We start from the raw sequence: 25,874 nt of genomic DNA, 5'->3' as shown, positions 1-25,874 counted from the left end.
CACGTCGGTACCCGGGTAGGACGTGAAGGGGCGGCGGTCAGACCTGGAGGCGGCGGGTGACGGCGTCGAGGATCTCGGCGACGGCCTCGTCGACGGGCACGCCGTTGCGCTGGGAGCCGTCGCGGAACCGGAACGACACCGCGCCCTTGGCGACGTCCTCGTCCCCGGCGAGCAGCATGAAGGGGACCTTCTGCTTCTGCGCCGTACGGATCTTCTTCTGCATCCGGTCGTCGGCGGAGTCGACCTCCACCCGGAGGCCGTGGGCGGCCAGCTTCGCGGCGACGGCGTCGAGGTAGGGCACGTGCTCGTCGGTGATCGGGATGCCGATCACCTGGACCGGAGCCAGCCACGGCGGCAGCGCCCCGGCGTAGTGCTCGAGCAGGATGGCGAGGAACCGCTCGATGGTCCCGAACAGCGCTCGGTGGATCATGAAGGGGCGCTGGCGGGTGCCGTCCGCGGCCTGGTACTCCAGGTCGAAGCGCTGCGGTAGCTGGAAGTCGACCTGGATGGTGGACAGCTGCCAGGTCCGGCCGATGGCGTCGCGGGCCTGCACGGAGATCTTCGGGCCGTAGAACGCGCCGCCGCCCGGGTCCATGACGAGCTCCAGGTCCTGCTTCTGCGCCGCGGCCCGCAGCAGCTCGGTGGCCTCCTCCCATTCGGCGTCGGTGCCGACGGCCTTGCCCTCCGGCTTGGTCGACAGCTCCAGGTAGAAGTCGCTGAGCCCGTAGTCCCGCAGCAACCCCAGGACGAAGTTCAGCACGCTGTCGAGCTCCGCGGGGAGCTGCTCGCGGGCGCAGAACAGGTGGGCGTCGTCCTGGGTGAGCCCGCGCACCCGGGTCAGGCCGTGCACGACACCGGACTTCTCGTACCGGTAGACCGTGCCGAACTCGAACAGCCGCAGCGGCAGCTCCCGATACGACCGGCCCCGCGACCGGTAGATCAGGATGTGCATCGGGCAGTTCATCGGCTTGAGGTAGTAGTCGGTGCCGCCGTCGAGCTCCATGGGCGGGTACATGCCGTCGGCGAACCAGTCCAGGTGACCGGAGATCTCGTACAGGTCCGACTTGGTGATGTGCGGGGTGTTGACGAACGAGTAGCCACCCTCGATGTGCCGGCGCCGCGCATAGTCCTCCATGGCGGTGCGGATCGCGCCGCCCTTGGGGTGGAACACGGCCAGGCCCGGCCCGATCTCGGCCGGGAAGGAGAACAGGTCCAGCTCGGCGCCGAGGCGACGGTGGTCGCGCTTCTCGGCCTCGGCGAGCCTGGACTGGTAAGCCTTGAGGGCGTCGCGGGACTCCCAGGCGGTCCCGTAGATGCGCTGGAGCTGCGGGTTCTTCTCGCTGCCCCGCCAGTAGGCCGCCGCCGAGCGCAGGAGCGCAAACGCCGGGATCGACCGGGTGCTCGGCACGTGCGGTCCCCGGCAGAGGTCCTTCCAGCACAGCTCGCCGGTCTTCGCGTCGAGGTTGTCGTAGATCGTCAGTTCGCCGGCGCCGACCTCGACGCTGGCCTCGGCGTCGTCGCCCGCGCTCGACTTCAGCCCGATCAGCTCGATCTTGTACGGCTCGGCGGCGAGCTCGGCGCGGGCCTGCTCCTCGGTGACCACCCGCCGCGAGAACCGCTGGCCCGCCTTGATGATGGCCTGGGCCTTCTTCTCGATGGCCTTCAGGTCATCCGCGGTGAACGGCGTCTCGACGTCGAAGTCGTAGTAGAAGCCGTTGTCGATGGGCGGGCCGATGCCGAGCCGGGCCTTCGGGAACAGTCCCTGGACGGCCTGGGCGACGACGTGCGCGGCGGAGTGCCGCACGATGGCCCGGCCGGCCGGCGAGTCGATCGCGATGGGCTCGACGACGGCGCCGTCGTCGAGGACATGCGCGAGATCACGCTGCTGGCCGTCCACCAGGGCGGCGATGACGTCGCGGTCGTCGGCGAACAGGTCGGCGGCCGTCGTCCCGGTCGGCACCACCCGCGGATCGCTACGCTGGGCGTGCTGGACGGTAACGCGGACGTCGGACACCGAAAGTCTCCTGTTGCGATAGAACACACGCGCGGGGATCACCGCGCCGACGACGTGTCGCCGGCCCTGCGGGCGGCCCCACGGCGGGCCTTCCTGGCCCGATCGCGATGCTACTCGCGCCCGCGCAGGGCCCCCAAGGCGTTTGTACTCAGGGTGACGAGTCCGCCCCGCCACGCCCGTTGGTGACGACCGGCCCGGTCAGCCGGTGCGTCCCGCCGGAGCCATGCCGGCCGGCCACGCCACGCACGGCCCGGGTCGGGTACACCCCGCCGTGGCCACGCGAACCGCCGACGCCATTGGGCCCACCGGCGCTGTACGGACCGCCGGCGCCGTAGGGCCCGCCGACGCTGTACGGACCGCCCACCGGGTACGGACCGCCCACCGGGTACGGACCGCCGACCGGGTAGACGCCGGAGTCCGACCCGCCGCCCGCGCCCGGATGGGCGGGCGTGCCCGAGCCCGTGGAACCCGCGGTCCCCGCGGCGCCGACCGGGACCGCGGGGCCAGCCGAACCCGCAGGTCCCGCCGAATCCGGCCCGTCAGGGCGGGCCGGGCCCCGCGGGCCGCCGTCCGGGTCGTCGGCGCCGGGGGCGGCCTCCGGGCCGGCATCGGTTCCCGGCAGCCCGGGGTCGCGGCGCAGGATGCCACCGAGCACGGTGTCGACGATCGTGCCGATGCGAGTGCCGCTCACCTCACGATTGCCACTCATGTACTGGCGGTAGGCGACCGGACCGATGAGCATGTCGACGACCAGGTCGACATCGACATCGGCGGCCAGCTCCCCCGAGTCGATGCCCCGGCGCAGGAGATCGGCCGCGCGTTGCCGGGACGGCTCGATCACCTTCTGCGAGTAGGTGGCGAACAGCTCCGGATGGGTGGACCGCTCCGCGGCGAGCCTGGGCAGGATGCGCCCGGACAAGGACTGGATGTTGTGCCGGCGCAGGGCGTTGAGCCAGGCCACGAGGTCATCGCGCAGCGAGCCGGTCTCGACGGCGTCCACGCTGTCGGCCAGCGTGTCCAGAGCGTCGACGATCAGGGCGTCCTTCGTCGGCCACCGCCGGTAGACGGTGGCCTTGCCGACGCCGGCGCCGGTCGCCACCGCCTCCATCGACAGGCCGGCGAACCCGACGGTGGCCAGCTCGTGCAGGGCGGCGTCGAGGATCGCCTCATCGCAGCGGGGATCCCGGGGCCGGCCGGGAGAGCGCGCGGGCTTCACTCCGGAGGGCACACGATCGGCCGGACGCCGGGGACGCGGGGGGCGCGCATCCGCGGTCGTCATCCGGCGCGTCCTCCGTCTGCTCTGCCATCCATCCCGTCACCACCGTGCCGATGCATCCGCATGGATAGGCCACCCGCTACCTGGTCGCGCCGTCTGTTCCCGCCGCATTTCAAGATCAGCATACGTGCCCGGCGGCCCAGACGCATCCGTTTGCCATGGCAGCGGCGTGGCGGGCGATTCCATTCCGCCCAGGTGTGCGGTGCGCACCGGTTTCGCCCACTCGGCGGGTGGGCCCGACCGTGGCAGCATGGACAGCACGCCGGGACGCCCAGCGCCCGGACGGACGCATCAGGAGTGCTCATGGATTCGTCAGGCACTGTCCGCAATCAGACATCCGACGACCACCCGCGGCCCGCGGACTCTCCGGGCACGGCGGCGACGCTCTACGGCGCGCCGGCCGAAACCCGGCCGCCGCGCCGGTCGCGGTTCACGGTCCGCGACGTGGCGGCGGCGAAGAGCCGGGGCGAGAAATGGTCGATGCTCACCGCGTACGACTTCACCACCGCCACCGTCTTCGACGAGGCCGAGATCCCCGTCCTCCTGGTCGGGGACTCGGCCGCCAACGTGGTCTACGGCTACGACACGACCGTGCCGGTCACGGTCGACGAGCTGATCCCGCTCGTGCGCGCCGTGGTGCGCGGCGCGCCGCACGCGATGGTCGTCGCCGACCTGCCGTTCGGGTCGTACCAGGCCGGCCCGGAACAGGCGCTCGCGACCGCCACCAGGTTCCTCAAGGAGGGCGGCGCCCAGGCGGTGAAGCTCGAGGGCGGCGCGCGGGTCGCTCCGGCGGTCGCCGCGCTCGTCGGTGCGGGCATCCCGGTGATCGGTCATCTCGGCCTGACCCCGCAGAGCATCCACGCCCTGGGCGGCTACCGGGTGCAGGGCCGAGACGAGGCGGGCGAGGTCCTGCTCGCCGACGCGCTGGCGATCGAGGCCGCCGGCGCGTTCGCGGTCGTGTTGGAGGTCGTGCCCGCGGATCTCGCCGCGCGCGCCACCAAGGAACTGCGCATCGCCACGGTCGGGATCGGCGCCGGCGCCGACTGCGACGCGCAGGTACTGGTCTGGCAGGACATGGCCGGGCTGAGCGGCGGCCATGTCCCCCGCTTCGTGAAGCGATACGCCGACCTGCGCACCGTGCTCGGCGACGCCGTGCGCACCTACCGCGACGAGGTGCGCGGCGGCCAGTACCCGACGGTCGAACACAGCTACTGATCGCCCGCTGATGCCGACGGTCGGTGGCCGGTCGCGGACGCCGCGATCCGGCCACCGACCGCCCGTCCACCGGCTCCGCCCCGGCCCGAGACTCCGGCGCGCCGGGGTCGGGCGGTCAGGCGCGGGCCAGCGCCGCCGCGAGTTCGTGGCGCGCCGCCGCCAGCGACGGTCCGTACCAGGTCAGCAGGCGGCCGGGGACGCAGACCGCGGGGGCGGCGAACGCCTCGGGCCCGTCGGTGGGGCTGAAGGCGTACGGCTCGTCGGGCAGCACGACGAGGTCGTGCGGCGGGAGGTGGGCCGGATCAAACCGCGGGTAGCGCTGCGGGGAGTCCGCCAGCACGTTGTCCACCCCGAGGCGGCGCAGCACGTCGCCGGCGAAGGTGTCGCGCCCGACCGCCATCCACGGGCGGCGCCAGATCGGCACCAGGGCGCGGCGGCGCGCGCCGGGGCGCACGGCATCGCCGACGGCCGCGTTGGTGACGGCCGCGTTGGTGACGGCCGCGTTGGTGGCGGCCGCGTTGGTGGCAGTGCTGGCTGCGTCGGCGGCGGTGTCGGCCCAGGCCGCCCGGGCGGCGTCGAGCCAGGCGGGGCGCGGTAGTCCGCAGGCCAGCCGCAGCATCCGATCGAGGCTGTCCAGGGCCGCCTCGACGGTATTCGGCGCCGTCACCCACACCGCGAGCCCGGCGGCGCGCAGAGCGGCGAGGTCGGACTCGCGGTTCTCCTCGGCGTTGGCGCAGACCAGGTCCGGGGCGAGCGCAACGACCGCGTCGACGTCCGGATTCTTCGTTCCGCGCACCCGGGCCACCGCGAGCCCCGGCGGATGACTGCACCAGTCGGTCGCCCCCACCAGCAGTCCCGGCGCGGAAAGGGCGATCGACTCGGTCAGGCTGGGCACGAGCGAGACCACCCGGCCCACCGGTGCGGAAATCCGCACCGGGTGGCCGAGGTCGTCGCGGCTCAGGTCGTCGCGGTGAGGTGCGCCCGGGTGGGGCCCTGTCTGCATCGCCCGCGCGGTGGTCAGACGTCGGTGATGCGCAGGCCGGCGTGCGACTTGTAGCGGCGGTTGACCGAGATCAGGTTCGCGGTCAGCGCCTCGACCTGGCCGGCGTTGCGCAGCTTGCCGGCGTAGATGCCGCGCATCCCGGGGATGCGCTCGGCGAGCGCGGCGACCAGGTCGGTGGCGGCCCGGTCGTCCCCGAGCACGAGGATGTCGGTGTCGATCTTCGCGACCGACTCGTCGGCCAGCAGCACGGCGGAGACATGGTGGAAGGCGCCCACGACGGTGCTGTCCGGCAGGACGGCGGCGGCCTGCTGGGCGGCGCTGCCCTCGGGCACCGCCAGCGCGAAGGCGCCGCCGGAGTCGAAGCCCATCGGATTGACGCAGTCGATGACGATCTTCCCGGCGAGCGGCTCCCGCAGCGCCTCGAGCGTCTCCCGGTGACCGTCCCACGGGACGGCGACGATCACGACGTCGGCACGCTGCGCGACGGTGGCGTTGTCGGCGCCCTCGATGCGACGCCCGGGGCCGGCGAGCTTGGCCGCCGCCTCCTGGCCGCGCTCGGTCGACCGGGAGCCGATCAGGACAAGGTGGCCGGCTGCGGCGAAGCGCAGGCCCAGGCCGCCGCCCTGCGGCCCCGAGCCGCCGAGGATGCCGATCGTCAGTGCGGGGACGTCCGGGAGGACGCGGTCAGTCGAAGTCACCCTGTCATCCTGCCCGACCGGGCCGTTCGCCGCGCGAATCCATGACCGGCCGTGAATCCGTTCCCGGACCTTTGCCGAACGGTGGGAACCGGGACGTTCACCCTCCGGCGCGACGTCCAGCCACGAGCCCACCCCCCCGCGGACAGCTGGGGGCAATGAGGGACTATGCATGAACAACGGGACAGCTACGTGTTTGCTTCACCCGCCCCCAACCGGCCGGGACTTCGGCCACACCCGACGGGGCCCACACACGTCGCTACCGGCAGAGGAGCAGCGCACGTGACTGACAGCTACAACACCTGGACCACCACAATAGGTGATCGAGCGCATACGCCGAGCGAGACCGGTGGCATCCACGGCAACCCCGGGCGTGCATTGGTCCCAGATGGGCCGTACCGTTCCGTTCCACACGCATCGAGCAGATCTTCCGAATCAGGCGAGAGAGGTCGAGCAATGGCGGACGTATCGGTTCGCTTCGCGATGACGAACGACAGCGAAGTGGTGCTGAACCTGTCGCTGCCGCAGGCGCTGCGCCTGATGGAAGCGATCGCACGCAAGGTGGGCGAGACTCTCGCCGAGCGCAGCACGCAGGCGGTCGGCGGAGTCGGCGGGGTGCCGACGTCGGCGCCGTCGAACGGCATGCCGAGCCTGGGGCCCTACACCCCGTCCTGAACGGCCGGTTCCGGGCACGCTCGGTCGCTACCGGCGGCAGGGCCGCCCGCGCGATGCCGTGCCGCCCGAGTGCTGTGCCGCCCGAGTAGCGTGCCGGCCGAGTACCGTGCCGGCCGATCGGGGCACGACCGGCGCGGCCGCAGCGGCGCCGGTGGGGTTCCTCATCCACCGGCCGGGGGCCCGGGAATCCAGCCACCGCCGCCGGCGGCGGGCGGACCCGTGCCCAGCGCCCGGGGATGTGACGTCGCATACACCTCTCGCAGCCGATCCACCGTCACCAGGGTGTAGATCTGGGTGGTGCTGACCGATGCGTGGCCCAGCAGCTCCTGGACAACCCGGACGTCTGCTCCCCCGTCGAGCAGGTGGGTGGCGAAGGAATGCCGCAGCACATGCGGTGAGACGCCGTCGACCCCGGCCTGGGCAGCCGCGGTCCGCAGCACCGTCCACGCGCTCTGCCGGGACAGCCGGTTGCCGCGCCGGGAGAGAAAGACCGCCGCCCCCGACCGGGGCCCCGCGAGGCTCGGCCGGCCCAGGCGCAGGTAGTCCGCGAGCGTGGTCACGGCGCACCGGCCCAGGGGAACGATCCGGTCCCGGCCGCCCTTGCCGTGCAGCCGCACCGCGGCAGCCTCCAGGTCGAGATCGTCGACGTCCAGCCCGACCGCCTCGGAGATCCGCGCACCGGTCCCGTAGAGCAGCTCCAGCAGCGCCGTGGCGCGCAGCCGGCGGACCGCTTCGGCGGGTTCCACCGCCGCCGGCGCGGGATCCTCGGCCCGGTCCGCCACCCCCGCCACCCCCGCCTGCGCGGTGCCCGCGGCCGCGGCGAGCACCGCGGTCACCTGGTCCACGGAGAGCGCCTTGGGCAGCTTGCGGGGCGGCGTCGGCGGTCGCACCGGACGGGACACGTCCTCGCTGACGTCCCCCTCCTCGGCGGCGAAGCGGTGCAGTGAGCGCACCGCGACGAGCATCCGCGCCACCGATGCCGCGGCGAGCGGCGGATGGGTGTCGTCCCCCGCACGCAATGCCGCGGCGAAGCCGGCAACCTCTGCCTCACCGACCGCGTCCAACGAGCACAGGCCATGCGCCGACAGATGGCTCAGGTAGCGGCGCAGATCGCGACGGTAGGCAAGGACGGAGTTCTGGGCGAGTCCCCGTTCGCCCTCCAGATGATGGAGATAACGCGCGATGATGTTCCCGGGCGTGCCCCGCTGCGAGGGCACGGGATGATCGAGGGCGCGGGCGGGCCCGCTGCCGCCGGGCGGCGTTCCCAGCCGCACCGCCTCGACCGGCCCGCCCGCCGCAGCGGGAGGGCGCATCCGGAATGTCCGGTCGCCGCCGGTGGCTCCCATCATCAAACTGATAGTAGGACCTGCGCATCGTTCTCCGTTGGCGCCTATCCACATGCCGGGCTCCTGCGGCTATTCTGGCGACTTGTGCGGACGGACGCCGAATCGTCACGCTACGCCGCACGGCTGGGGGTCGTCATCACCGCCGTCACGACACTTGCCCTCCTGTCGGGAGCGGGCCTGCTCGCGGGTTGTGGCGGCGACGGCCACGAGCCCGCTGGCGCGGCCGTCCCCGCCCGCCCGGACGCGGCGTCCGCCGGCAACCCGCCCGTCGGCAACCCGCCCGTCGGTGGCTCGTCTGTCGGTGGCTCGTCCGTCGGTAACCCTTCCGCTGGCGGCTCCTCCGCAACGGCGGCCGGCCCGGCTGGGGGCTCCGACGACGCGCCCGCCGCGGCCGCCCGCACGGTCGAGGCCTACTTCCGCGAGATCAACGACGCCGCCCGGGGCGGCCGGCTCGCCGTGACCACGCCGACCGCGCTGGCCGGCTGCCAGCCGTGCGCCCTGGACGTCGGGGTGACTCGATCGCTCCAGCAGCGCGGCCTGCACGCCGACGCCGCCGCCTACCGCCTGACCGACCTGTCCGCCCGGCCCCGGGCCGGGCTCGTCGCCGCAGTGACCTTCACCCTGCACACCAGCGCCGTCGGGCTGCTGGACCTCGCCGGACGCCACGTCGCCGACGCCCCCGGCGTGCCCACCCGGGCCGCCACCGCCGAACTTGCCCTCACCCAGCACGGCTGGCGCATCCAGACCCTGCGCTACGCCCCGGGGCCGGCATGACGGCCCCGCCTGCGTCCTCGGACTCCCGTTGCGGTCGGCGAACGCTCGCCAACCCGCGTCCGCTGTCGGGCCGGCGGTGGCTCGTCCGGATGGCGGTGGTCGCCGTCATGGTCGGGCTGCTCGCGGGTGTCGGCGGTCTGCTGCCCGGCCCGGGGCTGCCGGGCCTGTCCACCGCCGGCCGCGCCGAAGCGGCTCCTGGCGACGAGACCCGGGTACCCTGCGTCGGCGTGCTCTGGGGAAGCTGCGACACCCGGGCCACCGCCAACGGCTACCAGTACCGTTACCACGACGGGGTGCTCGAGCGGATCCCCGACGGCGCCGACGGGGGCGTCCCGAGGCGGGCATCCTGCGGGCAGGCCTGCCCGGATGACCCCGCCGCGGTCTGTGAGCTGTACGAGCTCGTCGGCCCGGACCCGGCGATGACACCCGCCGAACGCGCCCAGTTCGACCAGACGATGGCCGGGTGCAACAACTACCTGCTGCCCGACAACGCGGTGCCGCTCGCGGCCGTGCAGGCGGCGCTCGCCGACTACCTGCGGGACAAGCTCCTACCGAAACCGTCGATCGTCATCGCGCCGTCCGGGCGCAGCTTCGCGAACCTGGCGACGATCCTCTACACGCCCGTGCCGGAGTCGTACACGTTCAACGTCGACCAGCCCGTCGTCGCCACGATCAGCGCGATCCCCCACTACCGCTGGGAGTTCGGCGACGGCGAGACCGGCCCCGACGCGCCCGGGCGGCCCTACGATTCGGCGATTTCCCCGCGTGACCATCCCGAGGCATACGTGTCGCACGAGTACGCCCGGCCGGGGCAGTACCAGGTGACCCTCACCGTGACCTGGGACGGAACGTTCACCCTGCCCGGCGTCGCGGAGGCCTTCCCACTGAACCCGGTGACCCTCGCCGCCGCGCAGGGCCTCGTCGTCAACGAGGCCGCCGGCGTCCTGGTCCACAACGACTGACCAGCCTGGACGGAACCCTAGGGGCCCTCGTGACCGTCCATGAGCACCGGCGAGCCCACGCACGGGTCGGGCGCGGGTGCGGCAGCGGATGCCTGGGAGAGCGCCTCCATGTCTCTTCCACAGGGTTCAGCGTCCGGATTTATCCCTGTGGAAGAGACAGATGGCGCCGCTCCCCCGCCCGGCGCTAGCCGCGGTGGGCTGGTCGGGCCGGCCAGGGGGAGTCGATGGGGCGCAGGCCGGCGAAGTTCGCCGCCCGCGCCCGCGCCGTCGCCAGCAGGCCGACGACCGCCATCGCGTTGGTGATCTCGCCGCGCAGGACCCGCGCGACGGCCTCGTCGAGGTCGATGCGCGCCAGACCCATCTCGGCCTCCTCGTGCACCGGCACGTACCGCTCGGCCGCCGGAATCTCGTGCAGGTCCCGAGCCAGGAAGACCCGGTATGCCTCGTCGGTCATCCCCGGCGAGGACCAGACGTCGACGAGCAGGTCGTACCGGTCGGCGCGCAGCCCGGCCTCCTCGGCGAGCTCCCGGGCGGCGGCGACGGACGCCGGCTCCCCGGGCACGTCGAGGATGCCGGCGGGCAGCTCCCACAACGGGCCGCCGACGGGATGGCGGTACTGGTGCACCATCACGACCCGGCCGCCGTCGTCGAGTGCAACCACGCCCACCGCACCGGGGTGGACGACGACATCGCGCTGGGAGACGTCGCCCTCGGGCATGCGCACCTGGTCGCGGCGGACGGAGATGATCCGCCCGGAGTAGGCGAGCGTGCTCTCGGTGACCTCGTAGCGGTGCGCGTCGGCGGTCACGGCGACACCAGGGCGGCCGTGCCGTTCGAGCTGGCCCCCGGACGGGCGTTGCCGGCGCCGCGGCGGCCGCCGCCACCCCGGCCGGATGTGCCCCCCGGGCCGCCCGCTCCCCCGGCGTGCCCCGCGCCGGCGACGGCCGGCGCCGCGGCGTCGTCCTCGGCCCCCTCGGCGAGGGCGGCCCCCGCCCGGGCCCCGGTGTCGGCCCCAGCGCCGGACACGGTTCCGGCCGTGGCAGTCCCGGCCCCGGTGCCGACCGCCGAGGCGTCCGTGCGGGCCCCGGACACCGAGGCGGGCGTGGCGGCGGCGTCGGTGGCCGGCAGGTCGACGGGCAGCACCCCGCGGCGACGATCGGCGTGCGCGATCGCCGCGGCGACGAGCCCCCGGAACAGCGGATGGGCCCGCGTCGGCCGGGACCGGAACTCCGGATGCGCCTGGGTGCCGACGTAGTAGGGGTGCACGTCGGCGGGCAGCTCCACGACCTCGACCAGCCGGCCGTCCGGCGAGGTGCCGGAGAAGACCAGCCCGGCGGCGGCGAGCCGCTCGCGGTAGTCGTTGTTGACCTCGTACCGATGACGGTGACGCTCGGCGACCTCCGGCACCGCGTACTCGCGGCGGGCGACCGTGCCGGGGGCGAGCGTGCACGAGTACAGGCCGAGGCGCATCGTGCCGCCCATGTCCCTCGTGCCGGCGACGACCTCGTGCTGGTCGGCCATCGTGGAGATCACGGGATGCGGGGTGTCGGGCACGAACTCGGTGGAGTTCGCTCCCTCGAGGCCCGCGAGCCCGCGGGCCGCCTCGATGACCATGCACTGCAGGCCCAGGCAGATCCCCAGGGTCGGCAGGCCGTTCTCGCGGGCGTGCCGCAGCGCGGTGAGCTTGCCCTCGATGCCCCGGATCCCGAAGCCGCCGGGCACGATGATCCCGTCGACCCCGTCGAGCAGCGCGGCCGTCTCCTCCGGAGAGGAGCACTCGTCCGAGGTGATCCACCGCAGGTCGACCCGGGTGTCGGTGGCGAACGCGCCCGCCCGCAACGCCTCGGTCACCGACAGGTAGGCATCCGGCAGGTCGACGTACTTGCCGACGATCGCGATCGTCGCCGAGTTCGTCGGATGATGCACCCGGCGCAGCAGGGTGTCCCACTCGGTCCAGTCGACGTCGCGGAACGACAGCCCCAGCCGGCGCACCACGTAGGCGTCGAGGCCCTCCCGGTGCAGCACCCGCGGGATGTCGTAGATCGAGCTCGCGTCCGGCGCCCCGACGACCGCCTCGTCGTCGACGTCGCACATCATCGCGATCTTCTTCTTCAGGGCGTCGGGCAGCGGCCGGTCGGAGCGGCAGACCACCGCGTCCGGCTGCAGGCCGATGCTGCGCAGCGCCGCCACCGAGTGCTGCGTCGGCTTGGTCTTCAGCTCCCCCGACGGACCCAGATACGGCACCAGGCTGACGTGGACCGTCAGCGCGTTGTCCCGGCCGACCTCGTGGCGCACCTGGCGGATCGCCTCGAGGTAGGGCAGCGACTCGATGTCGCCGACGGTACCGCCGACCTCCGTGATGACCACGTCGACGCTGTCGCCGGCGAGCCGCCGGATCCGATCCTTGATCTCGTCGGTGATGTGCGGGACGACCTGCACCGTCTGGCCGAGGTAGTCGCCGCGGCGCTCGCGGGCGATGACCGCCGAGTACACCTGGCCGGTCGTGACGTTCGCGCTGCCGTCGAGGTTCACGTCGAGGAACCGCTCGTAGTGCCCGATGTCCAGGTCGGTCTCGGCGCCGTCGTCGGTGACGAACACCTCGCCGTGCTGGAACGGGTTCATCGTGCCGGGATCGACGTTGAGATAGGGGTCGAGCTTCTGCATCGTGACCCGCAGTCCGCGAGCCTTGAGAAGCCGCCCGAGGCTGGATGCGGTCAGTCCCTTGCCGAGACTGGACGCGACCCCGCCGGTGACGAAGATGTGCTTCGTAACATGCACCTGGCCCACGTGAAACTCCCGTGGTCACGCCGCCGGTCCGGACCCGACGCCTCCACGGGACTTCACGGTAACACCTTCCCCGTGAGGTGCCTCCGGCACCTCACGGGGACCCCGGGTTCCAGGCCGCCGTATGGGGTCTCGTTCGATCGCCTCCGGCGATCCTCCTGGACACACCACCCGGCGACGCCTTGGGCGCATCACGGGGACCCCGAGTAGCCAGAGAGGTCCAGGAGTTCGCGGCTCGCGGCGACGATCACAGAGCGTGGCGGCGGCTGGCGGGTGTTCGGGGTGCATGCGTGGGAGAGCGCCGACGTGGTTCCTCTGATGGGTTCGGCGTCCGGTTTGTCCACACAGAGCGACCACGTGGCACCGGTCCCACGCACATCCCCGCTTCCGGCCCCTTCGCCGGCCACGGAACGTCGTCGTCAACCCCGACCCGACCCGACCCGGACCGGCGCAAGCAACCGTGCTTACGCGGCCGCCGCCGACCGTGACAGTCCCGCCCCGCCGCACAGGAGGACAGCCCGCCGCACCCGCAGCAGACGAACTCACGTCAGGCGATCGCGCCCAGGATCCGGGGACGATGCGGTCCATGCTCGCGGTGGATGACGATGGGAATCAGTAGCGGGCGCCGACCACCTGGGCGTCGAGGGCGTCGAGGACAGCCAGGTCGTCGGCGTCCAGGGTGAGGTCGAGGGCGCCGGCGTTCTGCTCCAGCCAGCGGCGGCGCTTGGTGCCGGGGATCGGGACCACCGGGACACCGAGCCGCTCGGCCTGCCCGTGCACCCAGGCGAGGGCGACCTGCGCCGGGGCGGCGTTCCTGCGGGCGGCGATGTCGGCGACCGCCTGCACGATCGCGCGGTTGGCCTCGCCGGCCTCCCCGACGAAACGCGGGCTGCGCGACCGGAAGTCGAGCGCACCGAGATCGGAGCCGTCGAAGGTCGCGGTGAGGAAGCCCCGGCCGAGCGGGGAGTAGGGCACCAGCCCGACGTTCAGCTCGCGCAGGGCGTCGAGGACGGACGTCTCGGGATCGCGGGTCCACAGCGAGTACTCGCTCTGCACCGCCGCGATCGGGTGCACGGCGTGCGCGCGCCGCAGCAGCGCGCCGTCGACCTCGGACAACCCGAGATAGCGCACCTTGCCCTGCGCGACGAGCTCGCCCATCGCCCCGACCGTCTCCTCGATCTCGGCGGTCTGCGGCGGCCGGTGCAGGTAGTACAGGTCGATGACGTCCACGCCGAGCCGCAGCAGCGAGGCGTCGCAGGCCCGCTGGACGTACGCCCGTTCCCCGCGGACGACCCTGGCGCCGTCGCCGCCGGAGCGGTCGATGCCGAACTTGGTGGCCAGTTGCACCTGGTCCCGGCGGTCGTGGATGGCCCGCCCGACCAGCACCTCGTTGTGCCCGGCCCCGTAGACGTCGGCGGTGTCCAGGAACGTGACGCCCAGGTCGAGCGCCCGGTGGATCGTCGCGATCGACTCGTCCCAGTCGGTGGCGCCGTACCACTCGCTCATCCCCATGCAGCCCAGCCCCTGGGCCGAAACGTTCAGTCCACCAAGGTTGACCTCGTGCATGCCGCTGCTCCCTGCCCGCCGATCCGTACGCCGTCAGCGGTAACCCTAGGTGTTGGAGCGCGCGCTAAGACAAGCCCGCGCTTACGGTCGGGCCTTGTCGGCGGCGGCGGCGGCGAGGAGTTCCTCGGCGTGGCCGCGGGCCAGCGTGCTCTCCTCCTGGCCGGCGAGCATCCGGGACAGCTCGCGGACGCGGCCGGCGTCGTCGAGGGTGATGACGCCGCTGCGGGTGACCGAGCCGTCGTCGGCCTTGTGCACGACGAGGTGCCGGTCGGCGAACGCGGCGACCTGCGGCAGGTGGGTGATGCAGATGACCTGGTGGGTGCGGGCGAGGCGGGCCAGGCGGCGGCCGATCTCGACGGCGGCGCGGCCGCCGACGCCGGCGTCGACCTCGTCGAAGACCATCGTGGAGCCGGCGTCGTCGGCGGCGAGGACGACCTCGATGGCGAGCATCACCCGGGACAGCTCGCCGCCGGAGGCGCCCTTCTGCACCGGCCGGGGCGGGGCACCGGGATGCGGGATGAGGCGCAGCTCCACGTCGTCGACGCCGGCGGGGCCGAAGGCGACGAGCCGGTCGCCGACGGGCAGGCCGGCGGGATCGTCACGCTGGGCCACGGCGGCCTCGACCCGGGCGCGGGGCATCGCGAGGCCCGCGAGCTCGGCGGCAACCGCCTCACCGAAGCGGGCCGCCGCCGCCGACCGGGCCTCGCTGAGGGTGGCGGCGAGGCGGGCGAGCTCGGCGGTCAGCTCGTCGCGGCGGGCCGTGAGGGTCTCGGCGCTGTCGCCGGCGCCGTCGAGCTCCAGCAGCCGGCGGCCGGCCTGGTCGGCCCAGGCGAGCACGCCGTCGATGTCGGTGCCGTGCGCGCGGGTCAGGCCGGTCAGGGCGGCCTTGCGGTTCTGGGCGTCGGCGAGGCGCTCCGGGTCGGCGTCGATGCTCTCGGCGTAGGAGGCGAGGTCGGCGGCGACGTCGGTGAGCAGCATGCTCACCTCGGTCAGCCGGGCACCGAGCGCGGCGAGGTCGGCGTCGAGGTCGGCGTCGCCGGCGATGACGCGGCGGGCGGCGGAAACCAGGTCGACGGCGCCGGAGTCGTCGGAGCCGGACGCGGGATCGCTGATCAGCGCCGCGTGGGCTGTGCGGGCGGTGCGGACGAGCGTCTCGGCGTGTTCGAGCTTCGTCAGCTCGGCGTCGAGAGTGACGTCCTCCCCCGGCGCCGGTTCGACCCGCTCCACCTCGGCCAGGCCGATCCGCAGCAGCTCCGCCTCCTGCTCGCGTTCCCGGGACCGCTCGGTGACCTCCGCGAGCGCCCGGCTGACCCGGCTCAGCTCCGTGTAGACCACGCCGTAGCGGGCCAGGGGCCCCGCGACGGCGTGGCCGGCGAAGCGGTCCAGCGCCACGCGCTGCGTGGACGGGCGCAGCAGCCGCTGCGCCTCGGACTGGCCGTGGACGGCGATGAGATCCTCGGCGATCTCCGCGAGGAGGCTCGCCGGCACCGAGCGGCCCGCCACCTGTGCCCGGGAGCGGCCCTCCGACGTCAGCGTCCGCCCGACGACGAGGACGGCGCCGCCGGGATCGTCGTCGAGGTCGCCGCCGACGTCGCGGACCCGCGCGGCGACCGCGGAGTCCGCCGGGATGAGCAGGCGCCCCTCGACGAACGCCCGCTCCACCCCCGGCCGGACCAGGCCGTAGTCGGCCCGGCCGCCGGTGAGCAGGCCCAGGCCCTGCACAATCATCGTCTTGCCGGCGCCGGTCTCGCCGCTGACCACGGTCAGGCCGGCGGCGAGATCGAGGGCAGCGTCGTCGATGACCCCGAGGCCGCGGATGCGAATCTCCTCGAGCACGCCCCGAACTCTAGCCGCCCCACCGGGTCCGCCGACATCCTCAACCGTCAACAACCGTCTACAACCGTCAACGGACCCGCCCGAGTCCACCCCAGCGGGTCCGATGGCCGCTCAGCGCTCGTTGCGGCCCCGCCAGCCCGCCACGGGCAGGTCGAACTTGGCGACGAGCCGGTCGGTGAACGGCAGCGGGCGCACCACGGCCAGGCGCACCGGCCGCCGGCCGCGCACGACCTCGACCCGCGACTCGGGCGGCACCTCGGCGAGACGCCGCCCGTCGCAGTAGAGCACGCCGGGCACCGGCTCCAGGATCTCCACGGCGACGGTCGCGCTCGGCGCGAGCACGAGCGGCCGGGCGAACAACGCGTGCGCGCTGATCGGGGCGACAAGCAGCGCCTCGACCCCCGGCCACATCACCGGGCCGCCGACGGAGAACGCGTACGCCGTCGATCCGGTGGGCGTCGAGCAGATCACCCCGTCGCAGCCCCACCGGGACAGCGGACGACCGTCGATCTCCAGGACGCATTCCAGCATCCGCGCCCGTTCGGCCTTCTCCAGCGACATCTCGTTGAGCGCCCAGCCGGAGTAGGTGACCTCGCCGCGGCGGCGGACGGTCACGTCGACGGTCATCCGGTCCTCCACCGTGTAGTCCTTGCGGACGACGTGGTCGATGGTGGACTCCAGCGCGTCCGGTTCGGCCTCGGCGAGGAAACCGACGTGGCCGAGGTTGACGCCGAGCAGCGGCACGTCGGCGCCGCGGGCGAACTCCGCCCCGCGCAGCAGGCTGCCGTCGCCGCCGAGGACGAGCACCATCTCCACCCCGACGGCGGCGTCCGCGTCGTGCGGGACGACGTTCGCGCCGGTCAGGTCGAGCTGCTCGGCCTCGTCGCGCAGCACCCGCGGCGACACCCCGGCGCCGGCCAGCCCCTCGATCACCCGCTGGGCGCTCTCCCGCACGATCGAGCGGCGTGGATGGGTGACGACGAGGATCTCCCGGGTCATGCCGGACGCTCCGGTCGGTTCCCGGCAGGACCGGCCTCGATGGCGCGGGTGAGCGCGTCGTCGTCGAGTGGCGGCGCGCCCGCGGCGAGCCAGAGCAGGTACTCCACGTTGCCGGCCGGGCCGGGCAGCGGACTCGCGGTCACCCCTCGCACGCCGAGACCGAGCCCGCCCGCCACGGCCGCGACCTCGCGCACCACCTCGGCGTGCAGCGCCGGATCGCGGACCACGCCGCCGGCGCCGAGCCGCTCGCGACCCACCTCGAACTGCGGCTTGACCAGAAGCACGAAATCGGCGTCCGGCGCCGCGCACTCCCGCAGCGCCGGCAGCACCAACCGCAGCGGGATGAACGACAGATCCCCGACGACCAGTTCGACCGGCTCGCCGACCTCGGCCGGGGTCAGCGCGCGGGCGTTGACCCGGTCGAGCACCCGCACCCGCGGATCCGAGCGCAGCCGCCACAGCAGCTGGCCGTAGCCGACGTCGACCGCGACGACCGACGCCGCACCGTGGCGCAGCAGCACGTCGGTGAACCCTCCGGTGGACGCCCCCACGTCGAGGCACCGCCGCCCGGCCACCACCAGCGACCCACCCGGATCCGCCACGGCCGGCGCGGTCGACGCGGCGTTGGGCTCGGCATTGACCGCCTCGGCATTGACGGGCTCGGCAGCGACCGCCTCGGCGTCGTAGGCGGGGACGCCGAAGGCGGCGAAGGCGCCGAGCAGCTTGTGCGCGCCGCGCGACGCCCAACCGGGATCGTCGCTCGCGGATACGGCGATCGATGTCGTTCCGTCGACGACCGTGGCGGCTTTCGTCGCCGGGATGCCGCCGACCAGGACCCGGCCGGCGTTGATCGCGGCCACGGCCTGCTCCCGCGAGCGGGCGAGTCCACGCCGGACGAGCTCGCTGTCCAACCGCACGCGACGGGCCACCACGCCCCCTGCTCGACTCACCGAACCGGCCGGACCGGACCCGGCCGTGGCTGCGCCCGATCGACCTCGGCTGCCGCGCCGCCGCCCGACCCGTCCAGGTCGGCCAGGGCGTCGGCCAGTCGGCGGTTCATCTCCTCGAAGACCTCCACATGTTCCGACGTCGCCACGACGTCGAGGGTGTCCAGCCGCGTAAGCGCGTCCCGGATCTCGGCGGGCAGGTTCTCGGTGCTCACTCTGTCAGCCTCCCGCACTTTTCGTCGATGGTGCGACGCCTCCCCCACGACGTGGGTCATGCGACGAATCTCATGACCCGCCGCATCCGCCGCGGTGCCGCTCGCGACCCGTCCGCCCGGGCGCTGCGCCACCTTCGCCGGCCACTCGCCCGGTGAGCGTCGCCTACCGCCCGATGGAAGGCACCATGGGAGGGCCCCCGCCGACGGGAGGCCCCGAACCGACCCGAAGGAGGCCGGAGCTCCCGATGGCCGACAGGTCACAGTGTGAGACCGCGTTCCGTAGCATCGCCGACCGTCTGGACAGGCTCGCCGCCGAGGGCCGCCCGCCCCGAACCCCCGACCGCACGATCGTCTGCCGCATCCCGGACCTGGGAACCGCCTTCTCCGGTGAGCTGCGCGACGGCTGCCTGCGCGACCTCGGCGAGGGTCACCGCGACGACGCCCAGATCACCCTGACCGTGAACAGCGACGATCTGATCGCGGTCACCGAGGGGCGGTTGTCGGTGCTGTCCGCCTGGACGAGCGGCCGGCTGAAGGTGGACGCGAGCGTGCGCGACCTGCTGAGGGTCCGCTCCCTGCTCTGACCGGCCGCCGGGTGTGCCCGCGCTGCCGACGTACTGCCGAGGTCAGGGCGCGACGGTGGGTACGACCAGGTCCGCGCAGCCCGCGGGCCGGTCGGCCGCGATCGCGTGGACTGCGACGCCCACATCGATAGCGGACCAGACCGCCGCGCACGCGGCCCGCAGCGCGTCGAGTCCGTCCCCCGCGCCGCCCTCGCCGTCACCGCCGTTCGCGTTGCCACCCTTGGTGTCGTTGCCGGCGTTGATGCCGTCGCCCCCGTCGTTCGCCGACCAGCTCAGCTCGCCGTCGTCGACGCGGGCGACCCACCCGCCGCAGGCGGCGGCGTGCTTGCCGGCGTCCGGCCGCGCCCGCACCGGTGGCGCCGGCCGCAGCAGGCCCCGCAGGTCGGCGGCCAGGAAGGTCGGGCGGTGCTCCGGCGGCGCGGCGAGCAGCTCCGACGGCGTCGTGACCCCGGTGAAGACGAGCAGGGTGGGCGTGGACGACCGGGTTCCGGCTTCGATGTCGGTGTCGAGCCGGTCTCCGACGATCATCGGGGTGCGGGCGCCGCTGCGCCGCATCGACTCCCGGTGCATCGCCGCCTCCGGCTTGCCGGTCACCAGGGGCTTCTGGTCGGTCGCGGCGCGCAGGAACGCGGCCACGGCGCCGTTGCCGGGGGCGATGCCGCGCTCGGTCGGCACCGTCCGGTCGGCGTTGCTCGCGACCCACCAGGCGCCGGCCCGGATCGCGTAGGTCGCCTCGGCCAGGCGGGCGTAGGTGAGGTCGGGGTCGAATCCCTGGACGACGGCCACCGGGGCGTCCTCGGCGGAGTCGACCGGGGTCAGCCCCTCCTCGATGAGCGCCTGGCGCAGCCCGCGCCCGCCGAGCAGGAGCACCCGGGCGCCGGCGGGCAGTCGTTCGGCGAGGACGTGCGCCGCGGCCTGCGCGGAGGTGACCACGTCCTCGGCCCGCGCCGGCACGCCGAACCCGGTCAGCCGGTCGGCGACCTCCGCCGGCGGGCGCAGGGCGTTGTTGGTGACGTAGACGGTGCGCAGGCCGCGACGGCCCGCGGCGGCGATCGCCTCCGGGGCGTGCGGCACCGCCGACCCACCGCGGTTCACCACCCCGTCGAGATCCATCAGGGCGACGTCGAACAGGTCGGCGAGCGGTCGGTCGGTGCCGCGCAGCGGGCCGGCCTCGGCCGCGTCGCGGGGCTTGGCCACCAGGCCGGCGGTCAGATCTGGGGACACGGCGAACTCTCCGGGGATCGCGCTGGTCGCGGGCCTGTCGGCCGCGCGGGACGGTGGCCACCGGGACGTCCCCGGCAGCCGATCGGTCATGCCCGGGCCAGGGCCGCGCGGGCACCGCGCAGCGCGACTCCGTAGTGCCGGATGTCCGGGCGCATCGCCACTGCCAGCGCGAGGTGCTCGACGGCCGCACGAAGATCGCCGATCTTGCGGGCGGACAGGCCGAGGCCGAACTGCGCGTAGTCGTCGGTGGGATGACGGTCGACGATCCAGGCGAAGGTCTCCCGGGCGGCGACGTACTGGCCGGCGCTGAACTGGGCACGGCCCAGCGCCTCGCGAACGCTCGGCGAGGCCGGCTCGGCCGCGACCGCGTGCGCGAGCAACTGCACCGCGGCATTGGCGTCCCCGTGGCCCAGCAGGGCCATCCCGCGGGTGTACCAGTCGTAGACCTCGCCTGCCGGCCCCGGGCGGATGCTGTCCGTCGGGGCGCCCTCGTCCGGAGTCTCTTCCGGGCGGCCGGTCTTGTCGACCATCTTCACCTCCACCACGTGGACGAACACCTACGCTGCGCCGGCCGCTCGCACACCCCTACGCGGCGGACCACTCTGCGACAGCGTCCCCGGCGAGCACCGCCTGCGCCGCACGGCGCCGCAGCGCAAACCCGCCCCCTCGGACCAACACCGCCGTGGACGGAATCACTCCGGTCGGCTCTGCCGCGCCTGGCAGGCCCACCAGCCGTGATCCCAAGAGCTGGGAATCACGCTTCGTAATCACTCCTCTCACCAGCGAGGATGGCGACACTCCCGGGTCCAGTGTCGCCGCAAAGCCCGCCGGGACGCCCCCGGATCGGATAATGATCACTACCGGTGGCCCGCGGCCTTGCCGTCACGACCGGACACACCACGCCCTGCGCTCACGGCGGCCGCGGCGGGCGATACCCGATGACGCCCACCAACGGGCCGCCGGCGCCACCCCACCCGGCCGGCGGATCCCCGGGTCGGCCGGCCGGCACCGGCCGGGTCCTACGATGCGGCTCATGCTGCACGCCGATCATCCCGTCCCCGTTCCCGCGGGACTCGTGCTCACCCCGTTCCGGGCGGCGCGCTTCCCGGTCTCAGGGCCGGCTCTCGCCGCGTTGACCTCGCCGCCCTACGACGTGATCGACGATGCCGAACGCGCCCAACTCCTGGCCCGCGACGTCCACAACGTGGTGCGGCTCATCCTGCCCGGCGACGACTACGACGGCGCCGCCCGCACGCTGCGGGAGTGGCTCGACGGCGGGGTGCTGCGCCGGGACGACAGGGCGTCCGTCTACGTGTGTGAGGAGGAGCAGGACGGCCACGTCCAGCGGGGGCTGATCGGCGCCGTCGCACTGGCCGACCCGGCGGCGGGGATCATCCTGCCGCACGAGAACACCATGGCGGGGACGGTCTCGGACCGGCTGGCGCTGACCCGGGCGACCCGCGCCAACCTGGAGCCCATCTTCCTGCTGTACTCCGGCGGCGGCGAGACCAGCCGAGTTGTCAGCGAACTGGTCGAGACTGTCCCGCAGATCGAGACGACCACAGACGACGGGGTGACCCATCGGCTCTGGGCGATCGACGACCCGACGGTGCTCACCGCCATGGCGGCCGACCTGCTGCCCCGGCGGGCCGTCATCGCCGACGGGCACCACCGCTACGCCACCTATCGGCAGTACCAGGCCGAGCGGCACGCCGCCGGGGACGGCTCGGGTCCGTGGGACTTCGGCCTCGCCTTCCTCGTGGACGCGACCGTCTCCGGCCCGCGGGTGCACGCCATCCACCGGGCGGTGACCGGTCTGGACCTCGCCGCCGCGGTGCGCCGGGCCGCCGCCGAGTTCACCGTCCGCAGACTCGCCGGCCCGGACGTCGCCAGCCCCGAACGGGCCGGCGCTGCACCGGCCGCCGCTGAACGGGCCGGAACCGAACAGGCGGGCGTCGACCCGAACCACCTGCTCGACGAACTGGCCAAGGCCGGTCAGGGCGGGCACGCCTTCGTCGTCACCGACGGCACCTCCGCCTACCTGCTTACCGAGCCCACCGCGGGCCTGCTGGCCCGCAGCCTGCCGGCGGGCCGCTCGGCCGCCTTCCGCCGGCTCGACGTCACCGTCGCCCACCTGGCGCTGATCGTTGACGTCTGGGAACTCGCGGACACGGTCGGCGTCGTCGACTACCACCACGACGCACCGGCCGCGATCGCCGCGGCGGCTGCGGCCGGCGGGACCGCGCTGCTGCTCAACCCGACCCCGGTCGCGGATGTGACCGCGGTCGCCGAGGCCGGGGAGCGCATGCCTCGCAAATCGACGCTGTTCACCCCGAAGCCGCGCACGGGCCTCGTCCTGCGCCCGTTGGACGCCTGACCGGCCCGACCGCGTCGCCCCGGCCACACGCCGTCTTCCGGCCACGCCGTCTTCCGGCCACAGTGCGGCCAGATCGTGCCGAGGCCGGAACGCGGTCTCGGCTCCGAGAACCGCCGCCAGACCTCGACACGATTCGGTACCGGCCTAGGACGGATCGTGTGACCGCTCCGCCGCTTCCCCCGAATCCGCTTCCGCCGAATCCGCCGGATTCACCACCGCTGCGGTGACGTCCCCCGAGTCGGCCAGATCCCCCGCATCCGCCAGATCGCCCGAGTCAGCCAGATCTCCTGCGCTCGTGGCATCCGGCGCATCAACGACGTTCGGCTCCTCGATGGCGGAGCCCCCGAAATCCGGATCGGCATCCGTGATGTCGACCGAATCGGTGGCGCCCGCTGCCGAGGAATCGCCAGAACCGGTGACGCCGGCTGCGGCCTCCTGATCCGTGGCTGCCTGCCCGCCGCCCAGCAGCTCGACGGCGTTCACCGCCTCGGACTCGACGTCCGCCTCGGACTCGACGTCCTCGTCCTCGGGCATCGGCTGGCCGGTGACGATCTCGTAAGCGCGAGCGGCCGCGTCCGTCTCGCCGTCGTCGACGGCCGCGGCGGAGGTGAACCACCGGGCCGCTTCCTCGGGACGGCCGGCGGCCAGCAGCGCCTCGGCGTAGGCGTACCAGAGCCGCGGAGCCCACGGCGCCGGCGCGCCCTTCGCGGTGGCGAGGTCGCGCAGCAGCACGACGGCGGCCTCCGGCTGGCCCAGGTCCCGGCGCGCCCCGGAGATCACGATCAGCATCTCGGCGCGGGCCGCCGGGTCCAGTTCGTCGGCCTGCGGATCGCGCAGGTAGGCGATGGCCCGCTCGGGCCGACCGAGGCCGCGCTCGCTGTCCGCCATCAGCGGCAGGTTGTGGCCCGAACCGTCCATCCGCCGGGCGGCCCGCAGCTCGACGAGCGCCGTGGCGTACTCGCCGGCGTGGTAGGCCGCGATGCCGACCGCCTCACGCACGGCGGGAAGGCGGGGCACCCGGTCGGCGGCGGCCCGCGCATGGGCGAGGGCCGCGGCCGGATCGTCGTCGAGCAGGAGCGCGGTCGCGACGAGATGCCGGGCGATCGTGTCCGCCAGATTCGTCGGCAGCCCCCGCAGCGAGCGGCGGACGTCGTGGTCGAGCATGTCCGCGCGGGCCTCGTCCGGCAGCGGCGGGGTCTGCACCCGGGGCCGCCGGCTGCCGACATCGGTGCGATCCGGCCGGGCCGACCGATCCGGACGGTCCCCCCGCCGATCGTCGGGACGGCCAGGTCCACCTGGTCGCCCACCGCGTCCCTGCGGGGCCCCGCGCCCCTGGCTCGCCCCGCGCGCCGCGGCGCCTCGGGGGGCGCCGTTACCCCGCGCGCCCGGTGCACCGGCGCGTTCCCCACGGCCACCCGCGTCCCGAGCACCCGCGCCCCGAGGGCCGGCGCCAGCGCCTCGAGTACCTGCGCCCGAGCCTCGAGTACCTGCATCGGGGACGCCGGAGCCAGCCCCGTCGCGCCATGACCGCTGCTCGCGGTACTCGCGCCGCTCGGCGCCGTCCGCCGCGGCCGGTCGGGGCGCGGCGGGTGCGTCACGACGATCGTTACGATCGTCGCCGGCCGTGGAGCCAGCGGGCCGCGTGTTCGCCGGACGGTTGGACGACCACCTGTCGGATCGGCCGTCACGCGCCGACGGATCACGGTCCGGTGCCACACGCTCCCGGCCGCGCTCCCACGGCCGCTGCTCCCGGCCATCTCGCTGGTCCTGGCGGGGACGCTGGTCCTGGCCTTGGCGGGGCGGCCGCTCGCCACCGGCGACCCGTGGCCGTTCGGACGGCGTTCGGGTTCCGGTGGACGGCCGCTGCCCGGCGGTCCACGGCCGGGCAGCGGGCCCTCCGCGTCCCTGTCCCTGGCCGGACTCGGCCCGCTGCCACCCGCCGCGGCCGGCAGCGCTCTCGGGACGCGACGGCCGCTCAGCCTGCACGCGTCCGTGCGCCATGCCGCGGTCGGGCGCGCCGCGGTCGGTGCCACGCTCGGTGGTACCGGCCGCACCGTACCTGCGGGCACCGTCGTCACGACGGTCGTTCCGGTCGCGCGACGGCTCCCGGAATGGGCGGCGCTGCGCGTCCGGGGCGCCGGTACGGTGGCCGCCGGTGGCGGTCCGCTCATCCGCACCCGGCCGGCCGCGGCGAACCCGCCACGCCGACTCCGCCGTCATCCGCCCCGGGACCTGCCCCGCACGGCCGACGCCGCCGCGCGCCGCCCCGCCAGCACGCCCGCCACCGCTGGCACCCGCGCCCTGACGAAAGCCGGGGCCGCCCTGACGGTCCCCGCCGGTTCGGTCGTCACGGGGCTGGCCGGCACCGAAGGACGCCCCGGCCGGCCCGCGCCGATCGAAGCGGTCGCCGCCGGACGAACCCTGCCCACCCTGCGGGCGGTCATTTCGCGGGCGGTCGGTCCGCGGAAAGCGCGCACCCCCGTCCGGACCACCGCCGGAGTCGCCGGCAGGCCGCGGCCGCCGGGCCGGTGAATCGGCCCGGCCATACCCACCGCTCTCGCCCTCCGTCCGGTCGGCCCAACGGCGGCCTGCCCCGGTTGGCCGAGAGCCTCGGCCGGGGGCGGCGTCGGTCAGCCGCCGGACCTGCCCGGACCTGGCTCGGCCCGCGCCGCTGGCGGCATCGCCGGACCAGCCGCCGCGGGTAGCGCTCTGCCCCCGGGTGCCACCGGCACGCGGCGCCGCCGACCGGGCCGGAGCTGCACCCCGCCCGGCGCCACCCGCCGCATGGTCACGGCGCGGTGCTCCCCCGAACGCACCGTCCGGGCCGGACCGGCCACCGCGCCGAGGGGTACCGTCCCGCCCGGGCTCCCGGTCACGCCGCTGGGGCCGGTCGGAGGCGTACGGCACCGATGTGCCGCGCTCATTCGCTCTGTCTTCCCTCGCCATGACCGGCCGTTCCCCTTCGTCCCGCATGCGCCGCGGTCGGCGGCCGCGGATCTGATGTGTGCTCTGCCAGGAGGGCATGGACCCACCGGTCTGCCCCGGCGCGGTCCGCCGCGGCGTCGGAGGAGACCTCGACGAGGATCCGGACGCCGATCCGCGGGATGCCCGCAGCGATGTCCACAGTACGGGGTATGCCCGACGCCGCCGCTCCCAGCCGGTCGGCGCCGCCACGCCGGCAGCGAGTCCGGGCCGGTCTGATCCCCGACCGGCCTGGCGCCGAACGCCGCCGGAGGACAACGCCGGAACCGGCCTCAGCCGCACGCCGGGGATCGTCCACGCACAAAACAAGTGTGGGGTTGCCTTAAAAAGGCAACCCCACACTTTGTGTAAGTCCGGCGGCGTCCTACTCTCCCACACAGTCCCCCATGCAGTACCATCG

22 protein-coding genes are annotated in these 25,874 nt (G+C 74.2%); 7 read left to right on the top strand and 15 right to left on the bottom strand.

Annotated elements, in window-relative coordinates; genetic code table 11:
• Window positions 1–37: 37 nt before the first annotated feature.
• Window positions 38–2,014 carry a threonine--tRNA ligase gene (thrS, locus tag FF36_RS24515; RefSeq protein WP_044887526.1) on the bottom strand — a complete coding sequence of 659 codons (1,977 nt, stop codon included), beginning with the start codon at window positions 2,012–2,014 and terminating at the stop codon, window positions 38–40.
• Between the two features lie 148 nt (window positions 2,015–2,162).
• On the bottom strand, window positions 2,163–3,293 hold the full coding sequence (locus tag FF36_RS40130; protein WP_044887525.1) for a TetR/AcrR family transcriptional regulator C-terminal ligand-binding domain-containing protein: 1,131 nt from the start codon (window positions 3,291–3,293) through the stop codon (window positions 2,163–2,165).
• A 300-nt stretch (window positions 3,294–3,593) separates the two neighbouring features.
• On the opposite strand from FF36_RS40130, the gene panB reads away from it, so the two are divergent.
• Window positions 3,594–4,505 carry a 3-methyl-2-oxobutanoate hydroxymethyltransferase gene (gene panB / locus FF36_RS24505; RefSeq protein ID WP_044887542.1) on the top strand — a complete coding sequence of 304 codons (912 nt, stop codon included), beginning with the start codon at window positions 3,594–3,596 and terminating at the stop codon, window positions 4,503–4,505.
• A 115-nt stretch (window positions 4,506–4,620) separates the two neighbouring features.
• Here panB and FF36_RS24500 read toward each other — a convergent pair whose 3' ends face one another.
• Both FF36_RS24500 and npdG read right to left on the bottom strand, forming a co-directional pair.
• Entirely contained in the window at window positions 4,621–5,508 is an 888-nt protein-coding gene (locus FF36_RS24500) for a helical backbone metal receptor (protein WP_044887524.1), read from the bottom strand.
• A 14-nt stretch (window positions 5,509–5,522) separates the two neighbouring features.
• Window positions 5,523–6,206, bottom strand: coding sequence for an NADPH-dependent F420 reductase (npdG, locus tag FF36_RS24495; protein ID WP_044887523.1), 684 nt, complete (start codon window positions 6,204–6,206; stop codon window positions 5,523–5,525).
• Between the two features lie 453 nt (window positions 6,207–6,659).
• Between npdG and FF36_RS24490 the strand changes: the two genes are divergently transcribed.
• Complete coding sequence (locus FF36_RS24490) at window positions 6,660–6,878, top strand: hypothetical protein (RefSeq protein WP_009742848.1); 219 nt, start codon at window positions 6,660–6,662, stop codon at window positions 6,876–6,878.
• A 161-nt stretch (window positions 6,879–7,039) separates the two neighbouring features.
• On the opposite strand, the gene FF36_RS24485 is transcribed toward FF36_RS24490, so the two are convergent.
• On the bottom strand, window positions 7,040–8,191 hold the full coding sequence (locus tag FF36_RS24485) for a site-specific tyrosine recombinase XerD (protein ID WP_370657120.1): 1,152 nt from the start codon (window positions 8,189–8,191) through the stop codon (window positions 7,040–7,042).
• 117 nt (window positions 8,192–8,308) lie between these two features.
• Between FF36_RS24485 and FF36_RS24480 the strand changes: the two genes are divergently transcribed.
• Window positions 8,309–8,998, top strand: a complete 690-nt coding sequence (locus FF36_RS24480) for a hypothetical protein (RefSeq protein ID WP_044887522.1) — start codon at window positions 8,309–8,311, stop codon at window positions 8,996–8,998.
• Window positions 8,999–9,093: 95 nt separating this feature from the next.
• Window positions 9,094–9,960, top strand: a complete 867-nt coding sequence (locus tag FF36_RS24475; protein WP_082122196.1) for a PKD domain-containing protein — start codon at window positions 9,094–9,096, stop codon at window positions 9,958–9,960.
• Window positions 9,961–10,144: 184 nt separating this feature from the next.
• Here the strand turns inward: FF36_RS24475 and FF36_RS24470 are convergent, their stop codons facing one another.
• The 7 genes from FF36_RS24470 to FF36_RS24440 form a co-directional block, all read right to left on the bottom strand.
• On the bottom strand, window positions 10,145–10,768 hold the full coding sequence (locus FF36_RS24470) for an NUDIX domain-containing protein (protein WP_044887520.1): 624 nt from the start codon (window positions 10,766–10,768) through the stop codon (window positions 10,145–10,147).
• On the bottom strand, window positions 10,765–12,747 hold the full coding sequence (locus FF36_RS24465; RefSeq protein WP_044887519.1) for a CTP synthase: 1,983 nt from the start codon (window positions 12,745–12,747) through the stop codon (window positions 10,765–10,767). The genes FF36_RS24470 and FF36_RS24465 overlap by 4 nt, the downstream gene beginning before the upstream one ends.
• Before the next feature lie 609 nt (window positions 12,748–13,356).
• A complete protein-coding gene (locus FF36_RS24460; protein ID WP_044887518.1) occupies window positions 13,357–14,310 on the bottom strand; it encodes an aldo/keto reductase in 954 nt (317 codons plus the stop codon).
• 81 nt (window positions 14,311–14,391) lie between these two features.
• Window positions 14,392–16,146, bottom strand: a complete 1,755-nt coding sequence (recN, locus tag FF36_RS24455) for a DNA repair protein RecN (protein ID WP_044887517.1) — start codon at window positions 16,144–16,146, stop codon at window positions 14,392–14,394.
• 111 nt (window positions 16,147–16,257) lie between these two features.
• Complete coding sequence (locus FF36_RS24450; RefSeq protein ID WP_044887516.1) at window positions 16,258–17,145, bottom strand: NAD kinase; 888 nt, start codon at window positions 17,143–17,145, stop codon at window positions 16,258–16,260.
• A complete protein-coding gene (locus FF36_RS24445) occupies window positions 17,142–18,074 on the bottom strand; it encodes a TlyA family RNA methyltransferase (protein WP_044887540.1) in 933 nt (310 codons plus the stop codon). The genes FF36_RS24450 and FF36_RS24445 overlap by 4 nt, the downstream gene beginning before the upstream one ends.
• Before the next feature lie 17 nt (window positions 18,075–18,091).
• Window positions 18,092–18,307 (bottom strand): hypothetical protein, encoded by a 216-nt coding sequence (locus FF36_RS24440; protein WP_044887515.1) that lies wholly within the window; start codon window positions 18,305–18,307, stop codon window positions 18,092–18,094.
• Window positions 18,308–18,552: 245 nt separating this feature from the next.
• Here FF36_RS24440 and FF36_RS24435 point away from each other — a divergent pair, with 245 nt between their 5' ends.
• Window positions 18,553–18,891: an alkyl sulfatase C-terminal domain-containing protein gene (locus FF36_RS24435; RefSeq protein WP_044887514.1), complete on the top strand. Its 339-nt coding sequence runs from the start codon at window positions 18,553–18,555 to the stop codon at window positions 18,889–18,891.
• A 42-nt stretch (window positions 18,892–18,933) separates the two neighbouring features.
• On the opposite strand, the gene FF36_RS24430 is transcribed toward FF36_RS24435, so the two are convergent.
• Together FF36_RS24430 and FF36_RS24425 are read right to left on the bottom strand one after the other, a co-directional pair.
• Window positions 18,934–20,115, bottom strand: a complete 1,182-nt coding sequence (locus FF36_RS24430) for an HAD-IIA family hydrolase (protein WP_236706615.1) — start codon at window positions 20,113–20,115, stop codon at window positions 18,934–18,936.
• 86 nt (window positions 20,116–20,201) lie between these two features.
• Window positions 20,202–20,645, bottom strand: a complete 444-nt coding sequence (locus FF36_RS24425) for a tetratricopeptide repeat protein (RefSeq protein WP_173667376.1) — start codon at window positions 20,643–20,645, stop codon at window positions 20,202–20,204.
• A 494-nt stretch (window positions 20,646–21,139) separates the two neighbouring features.
• Here FF36_RS24425 and FF36_RS24420 point away from each other — a divergent pair, with 494 nt between their 5' ends.
• Entirely contained in the window at window positions 21,140–22,492 is a 1,353-nt protein-coding gene (locus FF36_RS24420; protein ID WP_044887513.1) for a DUF1015 family protein, read from the top strand.
• A gap of 144 nt (window positions 22,493–22,636) precedes the next feature.
• Here the strand turns inward: FF36_RS24420 and FF36_RS24415 are convergent, their stop codons facing one another.
• Window positions 22,637–23,695, bottom strand: a complete 1,059-nt coding sequence (locus FF36_RS24415; protein ID WP_044887512.1) for a tetratricopeptide repeat protein — start codon at window positions 23,693–23,695, stop codon at window positions 22,637–22,639.
• 588 nt (window positions 23,696–24,283) lie between these two features.
• Here FF36_RS24415 and FF36_RS24410 point away from each other — a divergent pair.
• Complete coding sequence (locus FF36_RS24410; protein ID WP_044887511.1) at window positions 24,284–25,024, top strand: hypothetical protein; 741 nt, start codon at window positions 24,284–24,286, stop codon at window positions 25,022–25,024.
• Window positions 25,025–25,874: the final 850 nt, after the last annotated feature.

The sequence above is a fragment of the Frankia torreyi genome (assembly GCF_000948395.1).
Classification (GTDB): Bacteria; Actinomycetota; Actinomycetes; order Frankiales; family Frankiaceae; genus Frankia; species Frankia torreyi.
Note: the sequence above shows the minus strand (reverse complement) of the source record. Positions and strands in the feature narration are given on the sequence as shown.

Excerpts from the sequence above, each read along its gene's own strand:
- FF36_RS40130 (WP_044887525.1), bottom strand. The coding sequence starts at position 3,293 with ATGACGACCGCGGATGCGCGCCCCCCGCGTCCCCGGCGTCCGGCCGAT.
- panB (WP_044887542.1), top strand. The coding sequence starts at position 3,594 with ATGGATTCGTCAGGCACTGTCCGCAATCAGACATCCGACGACCACCCG.
- FF36_RS24500 (WP_044887524.1), bottom strand. The coding sequence starts at position 5,508 with ATGCAGACAGGGCCCCACCCGGGCGCACCTCACCGCGACGACCTGAGC.
- FF36_RS24490 (WP_009742848.1), top strand. The coding sequence starts at position 6,660 with ATGGCGGACGTATCGGTTCGCTTCGCGATGACGAACGACAGCGAAGTG.
- FF36_RS24485 (WP_370657120.1), bottom strand. The coding sequence starts at position 8,191 with ATGCGCCCTCCCGCTGCGGCGGGCGGGCCGGTCGAGGCGGTGCGGCTG.
- FF36_RS24460 (WP_044887518.1), bottom strand. The coding sequence starts at position 14,310 with ATGCACGAGGTCAACCTTGGTGGACTGAACGTTTCGGCCCAGGGGCTG.
- FF36_RS24450 (WP_044887516.1), bottom strand. The coding sequence starts at position 17,145 with ATGACCCGGGAGATCCTCGTCGTCACCCATCCACGCCGCTCGATCGTG.
- FF36_RS24435 (WP_044887514.1), top strand. The coding sequence starts at position 18,553 with ATGGCCGACAGGTCACAGTGTGAGACCGCGTTCCGTAGCATCGCCGAC.
- FF36_RS24425 (WP_173667376.1), bottom strand. The coding sequence starts at position 20,645 with ATGGTCGACAAGACCGGCCGCCCGGAAGAGACTCCGGACGAGGGCGCC.
- FF36_RS24420 (WP_044887513.1), top strand. The coding sequence starts at position 21,140 with ATGCGGCTCATGCTGCACGCCGATCATCCCGTCCCCGTTCCCGCGGGA.